15 protein-coding genes are annotated in these 17,001 nt (G+C 34.1%); 13 read left to right on the top strand and 2 right to left on the bottom strand.

Going from position 1 to position 17,001, the window contains the following annotated elements:
- Nucleotides 1-18 precede the first annotated feature (18 nt).
- The 12 genes from MHH64_RS16400 to MHH64_RS16345 all read left to right on the top strand — a co-directional run bounded on the left by MHH64_RS16400 (nucleotide 19) and on the right by MHH64_RS16345 (nucleotide 14,374).
- Nucleotides 19-1,578, top strand: coding sequence for a hypothetical protein (locus tag MHH64_RS16400; protein ID WP_340002031.1), 1,560 nt, complete (start codon nucleotides 19-21; stop codon nucleotides 1,576-1,578).
- A 71-nt stretch (nucleotides 1,579-1,649) separates the two neighbouring features.
- Nucleotides 1,650-3,089 (top strand): hypothetical protein, encoded by a 1,440-nt coding sequence (locus MHH64_RS16395; RefSeq protein ID WP_340002030.1) that lies wholly within the window; start codon nucleotides 1,650-1,652, stop codon nucleotides 3,087-3,089.
- A gap of 551 nt (nucleotides 3,090-3,640) precedes the next feature.
- The gene (locus MHH64_RS16390) at nucleotides 3,641-4,228 is read left to right on the top strand and encodes a class I SAM-dependent methyltransferase (protein WP_240033865.1); all 588 of its coding nucleotides are present in this window, start codon (nucleotides 3,641-3,643) and stop codon (nucleotides 4,226-4,228) included.
- Between the two features lie 101 nt (nucleotides 4,229-4,329).
- On the top strand, nucleotides 4,330-5,757 hold the full coding sequence (locus tag MHH64_RS16385) for a CDP-glycerol glycerophosphotransferase family protein (RefSeq protein WP_118890342.1): 1,428 nt from the start codon (nucleotides 4,330-4,332) through the stop codon (nucleotides 5,755-5,757).
- A 654-nt stretch (nucleotides 5,758-6,411) separates the two neighbouring features.
- A complete protein-coding gene (locus MHH64_RS16380; protein WP_095314466.1) occupies nucleotides 6,412-7,356 on the top strand; it encodes a GDP-mannose 4,6-dehydratase in 945 nt (314 codons plus the stop codon).
- Between the two features lie 15 nt (nucleotides 7,357-7,371).
- Nucleotides 7,372-8,580 carry a UDP-4-amino-4,6-dideoxy-N-acetyl-beta-L-altrosamine transaminase gene (gene pseC, locus MHH64_RS16375; protein ID WP_095314464.1) on the top strand — a complete coding sequence of 403 codons (1,209 nt, stop codon included), beginning with the start codon at nucleotides 7,372-7,374 and terminating at the stop codon, nucleotides 8,578-8,580.
- A gap of 202 nt (nucleotides 8,581-8,782) precedes the next feature.
- Nucleotides 8,783-9,892 carry a polysaccharide pyruvyl transferase family protein gene (locus MHH64_RS16370; protein WP_303448039.1) on the top strand — a complete coding sequence of 370 codons (1,110 nt, stop codon included), beginning with the start codon at nucleotides 8,783-8,785 and terminating at the stop codon, nucleotides 9,890-9,892.
- A gap of 208 nt (nucleotides 9,893-10,100) precedes the next feature.
- A complete protein-coding gene (locus MHH64_RS16365; RefSeq protein WP_303448038.1) occupies nucleotides 10,101-10,832 on the top strand; it encodes a glycosyltransferase family protein in 732 nt (243 codons plus the stop codon).
- Nucleotides 10,833-10,844: 12 nt separating this feature from the next.
- Nucleotides 10,845-11,933: a UDP-2,4-diacetamido-2,4,6-trideoxy-beta-L-altropyranose hydrolase gene (pseG, locus tag MHH64_RS16360; RefSeq protein WP_303448037.1), complete on the top strand. Its 1,089-nt coding sequence runs from the start codon at nucleotides 10,845-10,847 to the stop codon at nucleotides 11,931-11,933.
- 2 nt (nucleotides 11,934-11,935) lie between these two features.
- On the top strand, nucleotides 11,936-12,490 hold the full coding sequence (gene pseH, locus MHH64_RS16355; RefSeq protein ID WP_095314445.1) for a UDP-4-amino-4,6-dideoxy-N-acetyl-beta-L-altrosamine N-acetyltransferase: 555 nt from the start codon (nucleotides 11,936-11,938) through the stop codon (nucleotides 12,488-12,490).
- Nucleotides 12,490-13,539 carry a pseudaminic acid synthase gene (pseI, locus tag MHH64_RS16350; RefSeq protein WP_095314442.1) on the top strand — a complete coding sequence of 350 codons (1,050 nt, stop codon included), beginning with the start codon at nucleotides 12,490-12,492 and terminating at the stop codon, nucleotides 13,537-13,539. Before pseH ends, pseI begins: the two co-directional genes overlap by 1 nt.
- Nucleotides 13,540-14,242: 703 nt before the next feature.
- The gene (locus tag MHH64_RS16345; RefSeq protein WP_262366405.1) at nucleotides 14,243-14,374 is read left to right on the top strand and encodes a hypothetical protein; all 132 of its coding nucleotides are present in this window, start codon (nucleotides 14,243-14,245) and stop codon (nucleotides 14,372-14,374) included.
- Nucleotides 14,375-14,470: 96 nt separating this feature from the next.
- On the opposite strand, the gene MHH64_RS16340 is transcribed toward MHH64_RS16345, so the two are convergent.
- Nucleotides 14,471-14,887 (bottom strand): M67 family metallopeptidase, encoded by a 417-nt coding sequence (locus tag MHH64_RS16340; protein WP_158586306.1) that lies wholly within the window; start codon nucleotides 14,885-14,887, stop codon nucleotides 14,471-14,473.
- A 1-nt stretch (nucleotide 14,888) separates the two neighbouring features.
- On the bottom strand, nucleotides 14,889-15,965 hold the full coding sequence (locus MHH64_RS16335; RefSeq protein WP_303448036.1) for a hypothetical protein: 1,077 nt from the start codon (nucleotides 15,963-15,965) through the stop codon (nucleotides 14,889-14,891).
- Between the two features lie 301 nt (nucleotides 15,966-16,266).
- Between MHH64_RS16335 and MHH64_RS16330 the strand changes: the two genes are divergently transcribed.
- On the top strand, nucleotides 16,267-16,953 hold the full coding sequence (locus tag MHH64_RS16330; protein ID WP_095314438.1) for a hypothetical protein: 687 nt from the start codon (nucleotides 16,267-16,269) through the stop codon (nucleotides 16,951-16,953).
- Nucleotides 16,954-17,001 lie beyond the last annotated feature (48 nt).

Raw genomic sequence — 17,001 nt, 5'->3', positions numbered from 1 at the left:
AGGAGGTTATGAAGTCATATGGATACTTTTGTGAAAAATTATTGGTCTTTATACCTTGACTTTCTAAAGGATTTTGAGAAGTTAAATTATAAAGGTTTTTCATTACCGTATTTATGTCATTTGCCTAGCTTTATTATAAACAGAGAACCAATTTGGGAGGAACTGCAGGATGCTAAGTTTGCTAGAAAGTTAAAAAATCAAGTTAATGATCAAAGTGAATTTCAAGAGGTATTTAATAAGTTTGTATACTCACACAAGAAAAAAGCATCTGTGAAAAATAAGGATGGTAAAGTAGTATTACATGTTGACAAATTGCTCCGTTTTCCACAGGATACAGTTACCGATTATTTTGATCCGTCGAATACAATCCAATTATTTTCAACTGGCAAAAGTAAGGGCCAAAAGGCTAAGCCACCAGCCGCAGCCGTTAGCAAGACTAAAGGAAATAAACCTGAATCAACAACTAAAATTAAGAAGAAGAAAAAAGCTGTACCTCTATCAAACACCATAATTATAAAAAAAGAAAATGTAAAGAGAAAGAATGTTGTAAGACCAAACAAAATAATGAATAAGTTACCCGTATATTACTTTAATAATTACGCAACGAATACAGAAAAAGTGGTCTCACAAGTTCAAAACCAGGCAAAAGTTATGCTTAAAGCTTATAAAAATCATCATCTCTATAAGCATAATCAATTTCAAGAATGGTTGCTAAATAATATAGCAACGGTTATTAATCAAATTGACATGTCGATAAACTTTCTGAATGATGTTTCTGTCTCTTGTATTGTTGTATCAACAACGCATAGTTATAAAAGTCGGGTATTAGCTTTAGTAGCAGCAAAAAAAGGAATACCTACTATTTGTATGCAGCACGGAATTATTTCGAGTGAACTTGGTTATATACCGAAAATTGCCACAATTGATGCTGTATACGGGAACTTTGAAAGAGACTGGTTTAAAAAAATAGGCTCACCTGGTAAATCACTTGAAATTATTGGTCACCCTAGATTTGACCAGGTATATAAACGTTCTGTTATTACTCGGGATAAGTTCAATCGTACATTAGGATTGAATCCAAATAGACAGACATTAATGATTGTTGTCAGAGGAGACAAAGATAATAACAGTTGGAGATCATTAATTAAAACAATCTCCAAAAAAGTTAATCTTAATATAGTAATTAAGAATTATCCAAGTAAAAAACCTCATGCTTTAACAAAAGAATTCCCATTTGTTTATTCAACGCAGGGTTATAATATTTATGACATATTCCCTAATGTTGATGCTGTGGTTGCTTATTCTTCTACAGTAGGTTTGGAAGCAATGTTAGCAAAGAAGCCCGTATTTATCTTAGAGGAGACCTTCGTCGGCTATACAGGATATTATACAAGTCTTGGTAATTTGGTTCAGTCAGATGCAAGAAAATTAGGTGATGAAGTAAGGAAATACTTTACAGATGTTCAGTCAAGAAGCTACGCAGAGAATAAGAGGAACAAGTTTCTTCGATACGCGTACCCGAGTTCCACCAAGTCTGGGGAGCGATTGAAAAACTTGATTAATAGGCTGATAAGTTAAAAGTAGATGTACGCTTTCCGAGATCTAACTTGGTGGATTCCAACAGTCTAGGAATACAAAGGAGTAATCGAATGAATACAACTTCACGTAATTATTGGTCATTGTATGTAGAGTTTTTAGAAGCCTTTAAGGATTTAAAGTATAAAGGGTTCTCTATCCCCTACTTATGTCATTTTCGTAGTCTGAATCATAGAAATAATTATATCTGGGAACATTTATCATCAGAGGAATTTATAAAATCTTTATCGCATGAAGTGAAAGATAAAAAAACAATGCAACAAATTTTCAGTTCATATAAACAAACCCACATAAACCGAAAAGGCAGCAAATTATTCAAGAAGGCAAGCCATGCAAATGGAAAAGTAGTTTTATATGATGTCTATAATTTGATGCGTTTTCCGAAAGAAATAATGACAAAACATTTTCCTCCTGCAGACACTATTTTTCTTCAAGACTATAACCCTAAGGAACAGCCGAAAGTAATTGAAGGTATTCCAGAAGCAGGGATTCCCTCTCATTATTTAGATGAATACAGGGTTAATGTAAGTTCGAATATCCAAATTTTAAAAGGTAAAGTGGATGAAATTATATCGACTTACACCGATCATCCAATGTTTAATAACGAAACATTCAAACAATATTTTTATATGCAAATAGAGGGTATAGTCAATCGTATTGAGGAGACCAATAGGTATTTTAGAATGAATCCAGTCTCCTGTATTGTTTTTTCTTCTACACATTATTACCAGAGTAGAACAATTGCCATGGTCGCAGCTGAGATGGGAATTCCTACGATATGTATGCAGCATGGCATTATTGGAGATGAAATTGGTTACATGCCCAAGATAGCGGATGTAGATGCTGTTTATTCAAACTTTGAAGTCAACTGGTTTAAGCAATTAGGTTTATCGGATCAAGCTGTAGAAATAATTGGACATCCAAGGTTTGATGCTATTCATCAAGGTCCTTCTATCTCTAAAAATGAGCTCGAAAAACAATTAGAATTAAAGCCAAATAAGAAAATGATATTAATGATTGTCAGGGGTAAAATACAAATGGAGAAATGGGAAACATTCATTGATAATTTTGATGGTATAGACAATTATAATATTGTCATTAAAGATTTTCGGTACTTGAAGCCACATGAACTGACTGCTAAATCTCCCGACGTCTATCCATCTAAACACTTTCAATTATATGATTTAATTCATCATAGTGACTTAGTCGTTTCTTATATTTCTACTGTAGGATTGGAGGCTATGATTGCTAAAAAGCCAGTTTTTGTTTTGTCCACCCCTTTTCCGACGTATACCGGTTATTTTGACTTTTTAGGTGAATTAGCACAACCAGACCCTTTAATAATCACTGAAATGATCAATAATTATTTTATAGATGAAAAGTTTAAAGAGCTAGTTGAAGAAAAACGAGAAGCATTTTTATCCCAAGCATATCCTGCAGCGAAACCCTCTGGTGATAGGCTGGTCGACTTAATTAATCGGTTGGCAAATTAGGGTATAGGTACTTCTAGTTCAACTTCACTATCTAATTTGTGAAAAGTAGGGGGTTCACCAATTGGAACAGAATTATTAATCCTCATATAGAGACTTTGTGAAATTCTTAAATGATTAAATTAGTTATAGCAGATACAGAGATAATCCTAGCAAATTAGTGAAAGCTCTGACAACCGATTTAGAAGCTAAATTTAACGTTAAAAAAGTGGAAAAAATGAAAGATGATTTTATTGCTTATAAATACTATGATCCATCAAGGACACCCGTTGATAAATTGAAAGCATTATTTCACAAGCTACTTTATAAAAATGATTTAGCTCTCAATATCTTTAGGGATAGAGGGCTTTTTTGAAAAAGTAATGGCTTTTTCAAACAATATTTTTAGGAAACTAAAAAATATGACCAACAAGCCTATTAAACCATTTTATCAAACCAATAAAATGAGGATAAGTCGATCATTTTTAGGTTGTTACCCTCTATCATATGCCAATACGCTTTCTTTTTTTTTACATATTATATTGTATCCTGTATGAAAAAGTGGAGGTATTAACGTGACAGAATCAAAACTTAACGAAATTCATGATCATTGGGTTAAAAACAGTACTCCAATGAGATATGCGAATAAACTGGAAAGAAGCGAGTTTTTATTGAAGTATGTAGAAAAATATGTAGAGAAAAAGGGAAAGGTTCTTGAGATTGGCTGTAACGTTGGTCGTAATCTGAATCACCTCTATGAGCATGGTTATAAAGGAATGACTGGCATTGAAATTAGTCAAGAAGCGGCTACATGTCTACAGGAAATGTACCCAAAACTTGCGGACGATGCGGTAATTATTAATTCTCCAGTAGAGGATGTAATTAAAAAGTTTCTTCCTGATACTTTTAACTTAGTATTTTCGATGGCAGTTTTTGAACATATCCATCCAGACAGTGAGTGGATTTTTGAGGAAATAGCTAGAATTACAGGGGATTACCTAATAACCGTTGAAGCAGAAAAAACTTCACATTGGCACATTTTTGCAAGAAACTATAAGAAAATTTTCGAAAATTTTGGTTTTAAACAGGTGGCGGAAAGTAACTGTAAAGAAGCTGGTTTAGAACTCTATACGCTTCGTGTATTTAAAAAAGTAAGAAAATAACTTTTCTTACTCGCACAAGGGAATACGTATTGAACAGCGTAATTGCTGTTGATTTTGAGTTGAAAATGTCATCGGGGGATATATTGATATAGGAGGATACTATGAATACCTATGTAAAAAATTACTGGTCACTATACCTTGATTTTCTTCGCGACTTTCAAAAGTTGAATTATAGAGGATTTTCCTTATCATTTATATGTCATTTTCCTAGTTTAATCCGAAAAAATACAGAGCTTTGGAAGGATTTGTATGATGATAAATTCACAGCACGATTAAAAAATGAGGTGAAAGATCAACAGGAAATTCAGGAGGTATTTAATAACTACATGCAGTCTCATAAGAAAAAACAATTAGTCAAAGGTAAAAACGGAAAAATAGTAGTAAATTATGATACAATACTCCGGTTTCCGGCAAAGACATTCGATGATTATTTTGATCGCTCAAAAACAATGATTGTAATGGCGGGCAGTAAAAACAATAAAAAAAAATCTAGTAGTGGTGTTACAAAGAGAACGCTATTTAATCTTCAAGTCAACTATTTAAGTAACTATAAAATAGATACAAAAAAGGCTATAATTAGGCTGCAAAATCAAGCGAAATCCATGTTCAAAACCTATAAAAATCACCATCTATATAAGGATGCAAATTTCCAAACGTTATTCTTGAAAAAAATAGCTGAAATAGTAAATTGTATTGAACGGTCCATTCATTTTTATGATGAGGTTCTTGTCTCTTGTTTACTTGTAGCTAGTACGCATAGTTATATAAGTCGTATCTTATTGTTAGTTGCTGCGGAAAGGGGCATACCAACTATTTGTATACAGCATGGAATCCTTGCAAATGAGTTTGGTTTTATACCTAAAATCGCTACGATTGATGCTGTATATGGCAATTATGAGGTGGAATGGTATAAGCGATTAGGTGTCTCAAAAAAAACTGTTGCCATTACTGGGCATCCAAGATTTGATCAAGCATTTCAGCCATCCACAGTAAAAAAGTCTACGTTTTATAAACAACTAGGGCTTGATAAAAATAAAAAAACAATAATGATTGTCGTTAGGGGGAATCGCGATATTGCTAAATGGAGGATCTTAATTGATACAATTTCTAAAAGACTACATTTAAATATAGTGATTAAAGACTATCCTATTAAAACTCCACACGATCTGACTAAAGAGTTTCCATTTGTTTATTCATCACAAGACTACGATTTATATGACATCCTTCCAAATGTTGACGTTATCGTTTCTTATCCTTCTACAGTGTGCTTAGAAACTATGCTTGCAAAAAAACCTTTATTTGTATTGGAAAAGAAATTACCAAGTTATACAGGTTATTATAATAGTTTGGATGATTTGGTTCAAAAAGATCCTAAAAAGTTAGGAGAATTAGTAATAAAATATTTCACTGATTTAAACTATAAAAATAAAGTAGAAGAGAAAAAAGAAAATTTCCTTCGTGTTGCTTATCCTGATTTCAGCATGTCTGGTGAACGACTAAAAAGGTTAATTAGTAGGCTAATAAGCTAGGGTTTAATTAGGAAGTCACCATTTTTATTCATGTTTACTCATATACTGATGTAAGTGCAAGCAAGAAATGGAGCTAAATGATGTATCAAGATATTTGGGCAATAGGGGAAGGTAATACAAAAGAAAAGCAGAGAATTCGAGAAAAGGCATAATTTTATAAAACAGTCATTAGAATGATAAGAAAGAAGCTGATTGTGTCCATTTACTGGATTCAGTTAGCTTTTACTTTAGATGGTTTGATTTTTGGCATTTCTCTTTCGTTGTTTTTAAAACCATTAAAGATTTTTATGTGCATTCTTTGTGATATGTTCTCAGGTTAACAGTTTTCCAGGGCTAAGGTGTTAGTTTTTTGAAACTGAGGATGTCAATCCAGCGTCTTAATAAAAACAAACAAGCTTGTATAATTTTAGATTGAATGACCGGTAATAGTTATTCAGTGAAGATTAATTAATGCCGGATTCACGATGTATTTTTTATTTATAATTGCATGATAAATATATCACTAAGCATAATATTCTATTCTATATAAATTGATCTGGATATCACCAGTCTCCCAAGACCTATTCAAATAGTTGAACTTTAAGTTGAACCCGAACATATTTTGTCAGCTGTAAATATGATGTTTTAGAGGGGTTTTATGAAAGGGTGAAGGTATTGAAAATTCTTGTAACAGGCGGTGCGGGATTCATCGGAAGATGGGTAGTCGACCGACTATTAAAAGATGGTCATCAAGTATGGGTCTTGGATGATCTTTCAAATGGACGCATAGAAAATGTAAAGGATATGAGAAACGAAAAGAATTTTATGGAGTTTATCAATGGAGATATAAAAGATATTCGCATTCTCAATCATTTGTTCATCAATAAGTTTGATATTTGTTATCACTTAGCTGCGAGTATAAATGTGCAAGATAGTATTGATGATCCGCGAACTACTTTCAATAACGATGTAATTGGCACCTTCAATATTCTGGAGCAATGTAAAAAAAATGATGTAAAGGTTGTATTTATGAGCACATGTATGGTGTATGAACGTGCTTGGAGTGAAGAGGGAATAAATGAAGCGAATGCGGTTAAACCCGCTTCACCATACGCCGGATCGAAACTGGCTGCAGAAAATATGGTGTTGTCTTATTATTATGCCTACGATCTTCCCGTAACAATTATACGTCCATTCAATACGTATGGACCATATCAAAAAACAGGGGGAGAAGGCGGGGTGGTCGCTATCTTTTTAAAAAACAAGTTAGCTGGTAAGCCATTGCAAATATATGGTGATGGAAAACAAACCCGCGACTTGCTGTATGTAGAAGACTGTGCACGCTTTGTTGTTGAATCTGGTTATTCTAACAAAGTAGATGGCGAAATTGTTAATGCCGGTCTTGGCAAAGATATCAGTATAAATGCTTTAGCAAAGTTAATGGTTGAGGATGAAGACCATATTAAACATATCACGCATATCCATCCTCAGAGTGAAATACCGAAATTGTTATGTGATTACAGTAAAGCTAAGAAACTATTGAACTGGGAACCAAAATATAGTTTAGAAGAAGGGATTAAAAAGACAGAAGAATGGATTAAAACAACGAATCTAATCTAAAGGAAGGAGTAAATGATGAATAAAAAAGAAGAATTAGCACTTAATGGCGGCACTCCAATAAGAGATTCCTATTTGCCGTATGGCAAGCAGTGTATTGATGATGAAGATATTAAAGCCGTAAACAATGTATTAAAAAGTGATTTTATTACAACTGGACCAGCCATTTCTCAATTTGAGAAGGAGATTGCGGATTTTGTAGGAGCAAAATATGCAGTAGCATTCTCCAGTGGTACTGCAGCATTACATGCTGCGTGCTTTGCGGCAGGAGTCAAAGACAATGATGAAGTGATAACCACACCTATGACTTTCGCAGCAAGCTCTAATTGTATTCTGTACGTTGGAGGTCAGCCGGTATTTGCAGACATCGATCCCAAAACCTATAATATATCCCCTGAGTCCATTAAATCCCTTATCACAGAAAAAACCAAAGCAATAATAACAGTTGACTTTACTGGTCAACCAGCGGAGTATGATGAAATTATTTCGCTGGCAAAAAAATATGGACTTATTATCATTGATGATGCTGCGCATGCATTAGGTGCTACCTACAAAGATAGGCGTATCGGATCCATTGGTGATATGACGATGTTCAGTTTTCACCCTGTAAAACACATTACTACAGGTGAAGGTGGAATTATCACGACGTGCAATGAAGATTATTATGAAAAGTTGCAACTGTTTAGAAGTCATGGAATAACTCGTGATTCCTCGAAGCTAAAAAACAACCAGGGACCTTGGTATTATGAAATGCAAGAACTGGGATATAATTACCGGATGACAGACATTCAAGCAGCGTTAGGTTCAAATCAGCTTAAAAAGTTAAGCAGATTTCTTGAAAAAAGAAAAGAGTATGCGAAAAAATATACTGAAGCTTTTTCAGGTATAGACGCAATTACAACTCCATATCAGCAAGATGAATGTATTTCTAGCTGGCATTTATATATTGTTCGATTGGATACAGAGAAATTAAAAACAAATCGGCTCGAAATATTTAAAGCTTTACAAATGGAGAATATTGGGGTGAACGTTCATTACATTCCGGTACATTTGCATCCATATTATCAACAGTTGGGTTACAAAAATGGTTTGTGTCCTAATGCTGAAAAAATATATGAAGAAATCATAACACTACCATTGTTTCCGACAATGTCTGAACAAGACCATTATGATGTAATAGCTGGAGTGAAAAAGGTAATTTCCTATTATTCTGGTGACCTGAGGTAAGAAAATGAAGGTGGTACAGTAGTAGCAATTATCAAAGCTTCGAAGAGTTCATCTCAATTATCCAGAAAAGTTTTTAAACAAATACTTGGGGTCTCTGTGAGTATCATTGAGATATAAATAACACTTAGTGTTAAATCTCGACTTTCTTCAATACAATCCCAAAGTTTTGTCTGCTATTAAACAGTTTGGGGAGGTCAAAAAGTTGAAATATTTAATGCTGTCTACGTACCCCTCAAAAGGGTCGAGAAATTCTGGAGATGATTTAATTGGAAAAAGTCTAATAAAACTTTTAAAAAAGCTTAAAGGAAATGATATCCAAATAGATACCGCATATATTGCAGATGCAAATCTTACCGATAATTTAAAGTTTAATTATAGCGCTATATTAGCTCCAGCTTTAAGACCAACGGCACTAGGCGAAGTTGTTGCACCAAAATTCCGAAATGATTATGTGAAAATAGCTCTTGATCATAAAATACCGTTTTACACTATCGGCGCTGGATGGAGTCAGTATCCTGGTACTGTTTCTCAGTCAAAAACCCTTAAGCTAAATCCAACTGAAATTGGAACCTTTAAAAAACTTTTTAACCAAAAGATGGGGACAAATAAAATATCGTGCAGAGATATTTATACGGAAAATGTTTTAAAAGGTAATGGTATTTCATGTTATGGTACTACTGGAGACCTGGGGTTGTTTGATACTGATTTTTTAGGATTACCGTTTAAACATCCTAATAAAATTAAAAATATTGCCGTTTCGATGCCACATAATAAGCATCACCTCTCAAAGGCATACGAAATAGCTATGAACCTAAAAAAAAGGTACTCCTGCAATGTTAAATTGGTATTTCACGGCTATTTTGGAAAGTTAGGTTCTTTATTACCAAAAGACTGGTTAGATAACCAAATTCAAATTATTGATTTAGCTGGAGGAGCAGAAAAGTTAAATTACTACGATAAAATTGATTTGCATGTTGGATTTAGACTTCATGCACATATTTGGTTCTTAAGAACTCGTAAACCTAGCTTACTTATTGCTGAAGACGGTAGGGGGACTGGGCATCTTACCACAATTAATGGGCTGGGCTATTCAGCTGCTCCTAATTCTGTTTTTAGTTTGGCAGAATTTCTACCTGATAAAATTAATGAGTGGAGGAAATATTTAAGTGAAATTCCTCCTTCTGACGATGTTTATAATATGTTAGATAGCGAGATTAATTCTGGATTTGATCAAACAAAGAATTCATTAAAAATTATTGATCATCTATGGAAAGAAAAAATGAAACCATTTTTAAATAGCATCCCTGAGTAACTTTGCGTCTTTTTTCATAAATTATTTACCAAAAGACAATTTAAATTTATTACATTAATAAGTTATTATAAGTTCAAATTAACAATAATGTGTAAATATATTGAAAAATGCAATAAGGAAATGCTTTAACTTTTACAGAATTTGATAACCTAATAGTTGGAGTAAAAAAAGTGATTTCCTATTATTCTGGGGACCTGAGGTGAGAAAAATGAAGGTAGTAGCAATTATACAGGCACGGATGGGTTCGACTCGATTACCAGGAAAAGTTCTTAAAAAAGTACTTGGCAGGCCTTTGTTAGCGTATCAGTTGGAGAGGGTAAGTAGATCTAACTATATAGATGGAATCCTTGTCGCAACAACTGACCAACTTCAGGATGATGCGATTGTTTCTTTCTGCCAGATGGCAAAAATACCGTATTACAGAGGGTCAGAGAGTGATGTACTAAAAAGATATTATAAAGCAGCTAGTCATGTAAAGGCAGATGCAGTAGTCCGTTTAACCTCTGATTGTCCAATTATTGATCCAACACAGATAGATAAAGTTATACAAGATTATTTCCTCCATAAGCATCCTCTGCAATACTCTTCAAATGTATTAAAACGGACATTGCCAAGAGGTATGGATACTGAAGTATTTTCTTTACAGGCCTTAAAAGAGGCATATGACAAGGCAACATCTAAAACAGATCGTGAGCATGTAACAAGGTATATGATAAACAATCCTTTAGATTTCAATTTAACGAATGTTTCCAATAACGAAGACTATAGCCACCACCGTTGGACGGTAGATACGATTGAGGACTTTATACTCATAAATAAAATTTTTGAAACTCTTTATCCATATAATCCGGAGTTTACAATGGAAGATACCATCGAATTACTCGATACATTTCCAGAATGGCAGTTGATTAATACGAATATCCAACAAAAAGAAGATTGAAAGTGTGAATCCATGAATATTTTTATAAGAGCTGATGCATCGACCAATATTGGAACTGGCCATGTCATGAGATGCCTGGTTTTGGCAGAGGATCTTCGTAAGAGAAGCGTAAATGTCACGTTTATTTGTCGGATGTTACCCGGTGACTTAATCGCACATATAGAAAACAAAGGGTTTTCCGTCATTTCCTTACCACCAACCGAAAATAATATATCGGCTAACGAAGATGAGATTAGCAATGAAAATTGGTTAAATCTAAATTGGAAAACAGACGCACTACAAACGATTGAGGCGATATGCAAGAAGCCTGAAATTGACTGGTTAATAATTGATCACTATGGCATCGAAAAAAAATGGGAACGTAGCGTAAGACCGGAAGTAAAAAGAATAATGGTGATTGATGATTTGGCCAATCGTTCGCATGACTGTGACATATTGTTAGATCAAAATCTTTATAGAAATCTAGAAAAGCGATATGAAGAATTGATACCTGAATCTACCTCAACGTTATTGGGGCCAAAATATCTCTTATTAAGACAGGAATTTAGGGATTTACAATTTGTAAAAAATAAGAATGTCACCATAAAACGCATCCTGATATCGTTTGGTGGGAGTGATCCTACAAATGAAACAATGAAAGCAATCAAGGCTATAAAAATAATCAATCGTCCAGAGATTGCTGTCGATGTTGTTGTCGGGATTTCTAATGAGAAATATTCAATTATCAAGAAATACTGTGAAAAACTCCCTAATATAAAAATCCACTATCAGATTGACTATTTAGCCAAACTTATGTCAGAAGCTGATTTGGCAATTGGAGCAGGGGGAAGTACAACGTGGGAAAGATGTTATGTAGGCTTACCTGCTATCACAATTGAAACTGCTGAGAATCAATCTGAAATTTTGGCGTATTTATCAGAAATAGGTGCAATATGGCATTTAGGTGTTAGTGAGAAGGTGGATGAAGAGGATATCGCAAACAATATATTAAAATTAATTAATTATCCAACTGTGCTGGTTGAGATGGTGAATGCTACAGCGTCAATTATGGGTGACTTTAGTGATAATCTTGTTGTTGAACGGTTACTTGAAGGAGAATAGCGATGATTAATCAGGAAGATTTTCAATTGAAACCAATCCATTCTGAGAATCTGAAAATTGTACTTCAATGGCGTAATTCTCAGCGGGTTAAATCATTTATGTATACGGATCACCAAATCACATGGGATGAACATTGCAAGTGGTTTGAAAGTCTGAAAACAGATCCGCTTAGGGAAACTTTTTTGTATTATCATAAAAACCTTCCTTTAGGATTAGTTAATTTTACGAATATTAATAAAGAAAACGCTCGATGTTATTGGGGTTTTTATATAGGCGAAGAAACTGCACCTAAAGGATCTGGAACCATTATGGGAATATTGGCTCTGGATAAAATTTTTAATGAAGTAGGGATGAACAAGGTATGTGCGGAAGTTATTCATACGAATAGTGGAAGCTTTCGTTATCATAAGAAATTGGGATTTATAGTTGAAGGCAGATTTGTCGACCATGTGTGGAAAGATAATCAATACTTGGATGTTATCCCTATGGCACTATTCAAAGAAAATTGGGCAAAAGTGAGAATTGAACTTTTAACCGATCTGAAAGGAGGTACATGATGAAAAAGATAAGCTTGGGGGGGAGGGAAGTAGGTCCGGACACCCCTCCATTTATAATAGCAGAAATGTCCGGAAATCATAACCAGTCGTTAGAACGCGCCCTGGAAATAGTGGAAACGGCAGCGAAGGCTGGAGCAAATGCGTTAAAAATACAAACATATACAGCAGATACAATGACATTAAATGAGGCCAAGGATGACTTCATGATTCATGACTCGAAAAGTATTTGGAAAAACAAATCGCTATATGAGCTATATCAGGAAGCATATACACCTTGGGAATGGCATCAGCCTATATTTGAACGCTGTAAACAATTGGGTATGATTGGTTTTAGCTCCCCATTTGATGAAACAGCAGTTGATTTTTTGGAATCGCTGAACGTTCCCTGTTATAAGATTGCTTCATTTGAATGTACTGATTTGCCTTTAATACGAAAAGTAGCTAGAACCAAAAAGCCAATGATCATTTCAACAGGGATGTGCTCTGCTGCAGAAATAGAGGAAGCTGTAAATGCTGCAAGAGAAGCAGGCAGTGAGGATCTAATCTTACTCAAATGCACAAGCACGTACCCAGCGTCACCAGAAAACACCAATATAAGTACAATTCCGCATATGAAGGATTTATTTCAATGTCAGATTGGCTTATCTGATCACACCATGGGGAGTGGAGTAGCTGTTGCAAGTGTTGCATTAGGAGCAACTATTATTGAAAAGCATTTTACTATTTCCAGAAAAGATGGTGGAGTAGATGCAAGTTTTTCCCTCGAACCTCATGAATTGGAAGCATTGGTTACGGAAACAAAAAGAGCTTGGCAATCACTTGGGAAAGTACAATATGGTCCATCTGATGCTGAAAAATCATCAGGAAAGTATCGGCGTTCTCTATATGTAACTCAGGATATGAAAGCTGGTGAGATATTAACAAAGGAAAATCTTAGAGTAATTCGTCCTGGCTATGGTCTCCCACCGAAGTATTATGATATAGTATTAGGAAAGACAGTAGTTCGAGATGTGGAAAAGGGCACTCCGGTCAGTTGGGATATACTCTAGATTCTAATCTTTTCATTAGAAAACTTTTGAATTATCGTTTGAACTTATGGGAAGGAGTTTAGAGTGTCTTATCCTTCAACTAAAAATACCTACTTTCATTTAATCAGCAAAAAGCAGTTTTTTGATAAATTTTATCAAAAAACTGCTTTTTTAACTAGCTGGTAATGGATTTTTGAAGTGATTTTAGCCTCTATAAATAGAGCGGGATTTCCATTTATAAAAGGTCAAGATTTGTATCTATAATTATTCAGCACTCAACTCTGTAATTTTTTAGGGAGTTTTAATCTATTATACTCTATTAATATATAGTTATTGTTACCTGCTCTCTTTTTTATGTAAGTTGCTCTATAATGTATTCTGTTAATGGTAGATTAAGATTATTTTCATTTGTTTTATTCTCATATTATATGTGTTTACTTTCTCTGATAATATTGCTAGACCTCTTCGTTTCATTACTCTCTCAACTTTTTAGGTTCCATTGGTATAACTATTAACTATTAATTACTGTATAAATATTGCTCAGAGTATAGAAGAGGCTTTCTTGGAAGGGACTGAAATCCTATACTAGACACTGTGGATAAGTAGGTAATCGACTTTCTCTATATCCAGATATTGATAATCAGCCCTTCGTTTAATAGCCTCAAATCTATATGTTAAACACTAGTTCATATACAAGACCGCACAATTAATCCTATTCGGAGGAATGAATAATGGTCTTCTTAATTACCTTATTTTCATGCAGCACCCACTTCTTCCACTTACTTCTATCGGTCTTCTTTTAATGGATGACGAATCGATCACAATTGGTGTATTAGAAGGTTTTATCATTTTATGATTATTTTTTTGATTAATCAGTTTTTTGGATTTCAAATTTATCAACTCCTTGGATGTTATACTGCATTATAGTATATATGTTGTAAAAAAGGTCGGGCTATAGCGAGGGATTTATACAAAAAAGGCATTCTTCATAGCTGTTTTTTTCAATTTGATAACATTTAGTAAATGGAGGATTTGTTTTAAAAGAAATAATCACCATTTTTACTTTATTATCAGGGTGATTGGTAATATCATAAACTGAAGGAACAGGTGCTGTAGTAGGGTGGGAGTGATAGACAGCTAATACCTGCTCGCTCAGTTTTTTAATTTCTTGAATGGTTTTTTCAATCGTTCTTTTTTCTACAAAAAATCGTCTATCAGACCTTAGCCTATTTTCTAACTGCCAAATTGAATTTATTTTATGATTATTACCCGATAACAAACCACATGCCTCGAAAGGTAAACTCGACCTCCCATGTTTCAGCATATTATTATATATACCCTGAGGAATAATTATCTTTTTCTCTTCCATGCTAAACCTTACTTTTGAAGAGAGAAAAAAAGGAAGTGAATTCTTTTTTATTGTCGGATTTTTTTTCTTGATTATTCGATTTCTTCTCTTCATCATTGGAGGTTTCATTAGCAGGAATTTCTTTGGCAGTAGTTTCTCTTGGCTGTGTCGAAACACTGGAATAATCATCTTGTTGTTTATTCGTTTCAAAATGATTCTCAACATCTATGTGATCTGTTTGATGTTCCATAACTATATTTTCGTCAGTAAGAGCCAGATTATCGCTATGAGTAGTTAAAGAATCATTTTCTTGAATAATATTATCGTCTTTTTTTTTCTCTTGATTATTTGATGCTGTGGTTTTGGTAATGATATTTTTATTTAATTCATATGGATTATGCCGATAAGTCTTCCTCCCTTTACTCTTTAGAGTAGGTTTTTGAACATCATTATGAGAGTCAATTGGATGAACGATTTGATCTCTGGTTGTTGATTGCATGAAATTTCGGAACTTTGTTACGTCATTTTTTTTTTGGTTTGGTGCTTGCTCAATATATCTGGAAGATTCAAGCATATTCTGTAATTGTCTGTACTCTGATTGTCTAGGGGAATGTTGAATGTTGTTTGTATGGTGCTTTTGAGTATTTGATTGCATGTGTTCTTTTAATTGTAAAATTTCTCCTCTTAACCGATTGATATCATTTTTACCTTCTACCAACATGTTATCTTGCTTTAAAATAACATGATTTATATTTTCAAGCAGTTCCGTAAAACGGACTTGATTGACCTTTTCCATTATCTTATTAATATCTTGCTTTAATTGAATTACCGAATCATTCATGGAATTAATCTTTGCGGAAAGTTCTTTTTCCTGATGTTCGTATTCATTTATTTTATGCTGGAAATTATCTTCCATTATTCTCACTTCTCCTTCAAATTCAGTAAATTTTAATTTTAAAAGATGAAAATCATTTTTCGTCTTAACGTAATCATCTATCATATCTCCGATTTCTAATGATTCGAGCGTATATTTGTAGAAATTGAGTCTTTGATTCAATTCTTCAATCTCCTGAGCATTGTATAATTTGAATTGCTCCATCATTAATCACCCTTTTACAGCACATTAATATACTATTGATGAAACACCAATACGTGACAAATGTGCAGAATTTAAATACTTCTTTTTCTGATCTCTCATTATTCTAATCGTATGCATCGTTTATTTTTTTTAAGCTAAAGAAAATCACGTATGATTTGTGTTTGCAGCAGACCGCTTTGATATTTATGATATTTTCCTTACTTAATATCATGAAATTCCGCTAAATCATTATACGGCTTGGTGCATTTGTTCATATGCTACGAATGAAAGAAAATAAACTTATTCGGAGGTGTTTGCAGCTATGCAAGCAGAAAACTTAACAGGGGGTCAAGAACTCCTATGTATCAACACAGAAAAGGTATATGACTGGATTCTAAACGAAGCAACGTTTGATTTAAGCCTGGCTGATTTGGAATTACCAGTTAACCCTGCTACTGGCGCTCAATTAGAGTGTGACGACATTGACATCGATACGGTAACCTGTGCAGTTGCTCCTACTGCTGTGGATCCAATTGTCATTTTAGATCGAGTAGATCAGCAATTCGTTATCGATGGTGCACAGGTAACACTTCAGCTGGTGAACATTCGTAAGAACTTTGAAGTAACAATTTTCGTAGACTTAATACCAGAACTTGGAGGTGCGACTGTAGAAGTCGGTACTGCCGAATTTACACGTTGTGAACAAGTAATTCTGTGTGCACCAGAAGGTACAGATGTTAATGTAACTTACACAGATTTAGATTGCTTTGTTTGTACAGCAATTTGTGATCCTACAACAACAGCAACTCCTGATGAGCTAGATGTGACAGTTACTGTTCGTCTTTGCCAAAGTATTCAATCAGTTTTTGATGTAACACTGGAGATTGTTGCAGACTTCTGTCAACCAAGGGATATACTTCCAATCCCTCCATGCCCTGCACCTACAATCCCACCTCAATGCCCGGTAATTTTCCCAAGTAATAATACTGTCAGTGGTGATAAGTGTTAATCTTCAAGCATAGAAATAAAGAGAGGATTATTTCTCTCTTTATTTTTT

The sequence above is a fragment of the Oceanobacillus sp. FSL K6-0127 genome, from assembly GCF_037983385.1.
GTDB lineage: Bacteria > Bacillota > Bacilli > Bacillales > Amphibacillaceae > Oceanobacillus > Oceanobacillus profundus.
This window is presented reverse-complemented; position numbering and strand designations above follow the sequence as displayed.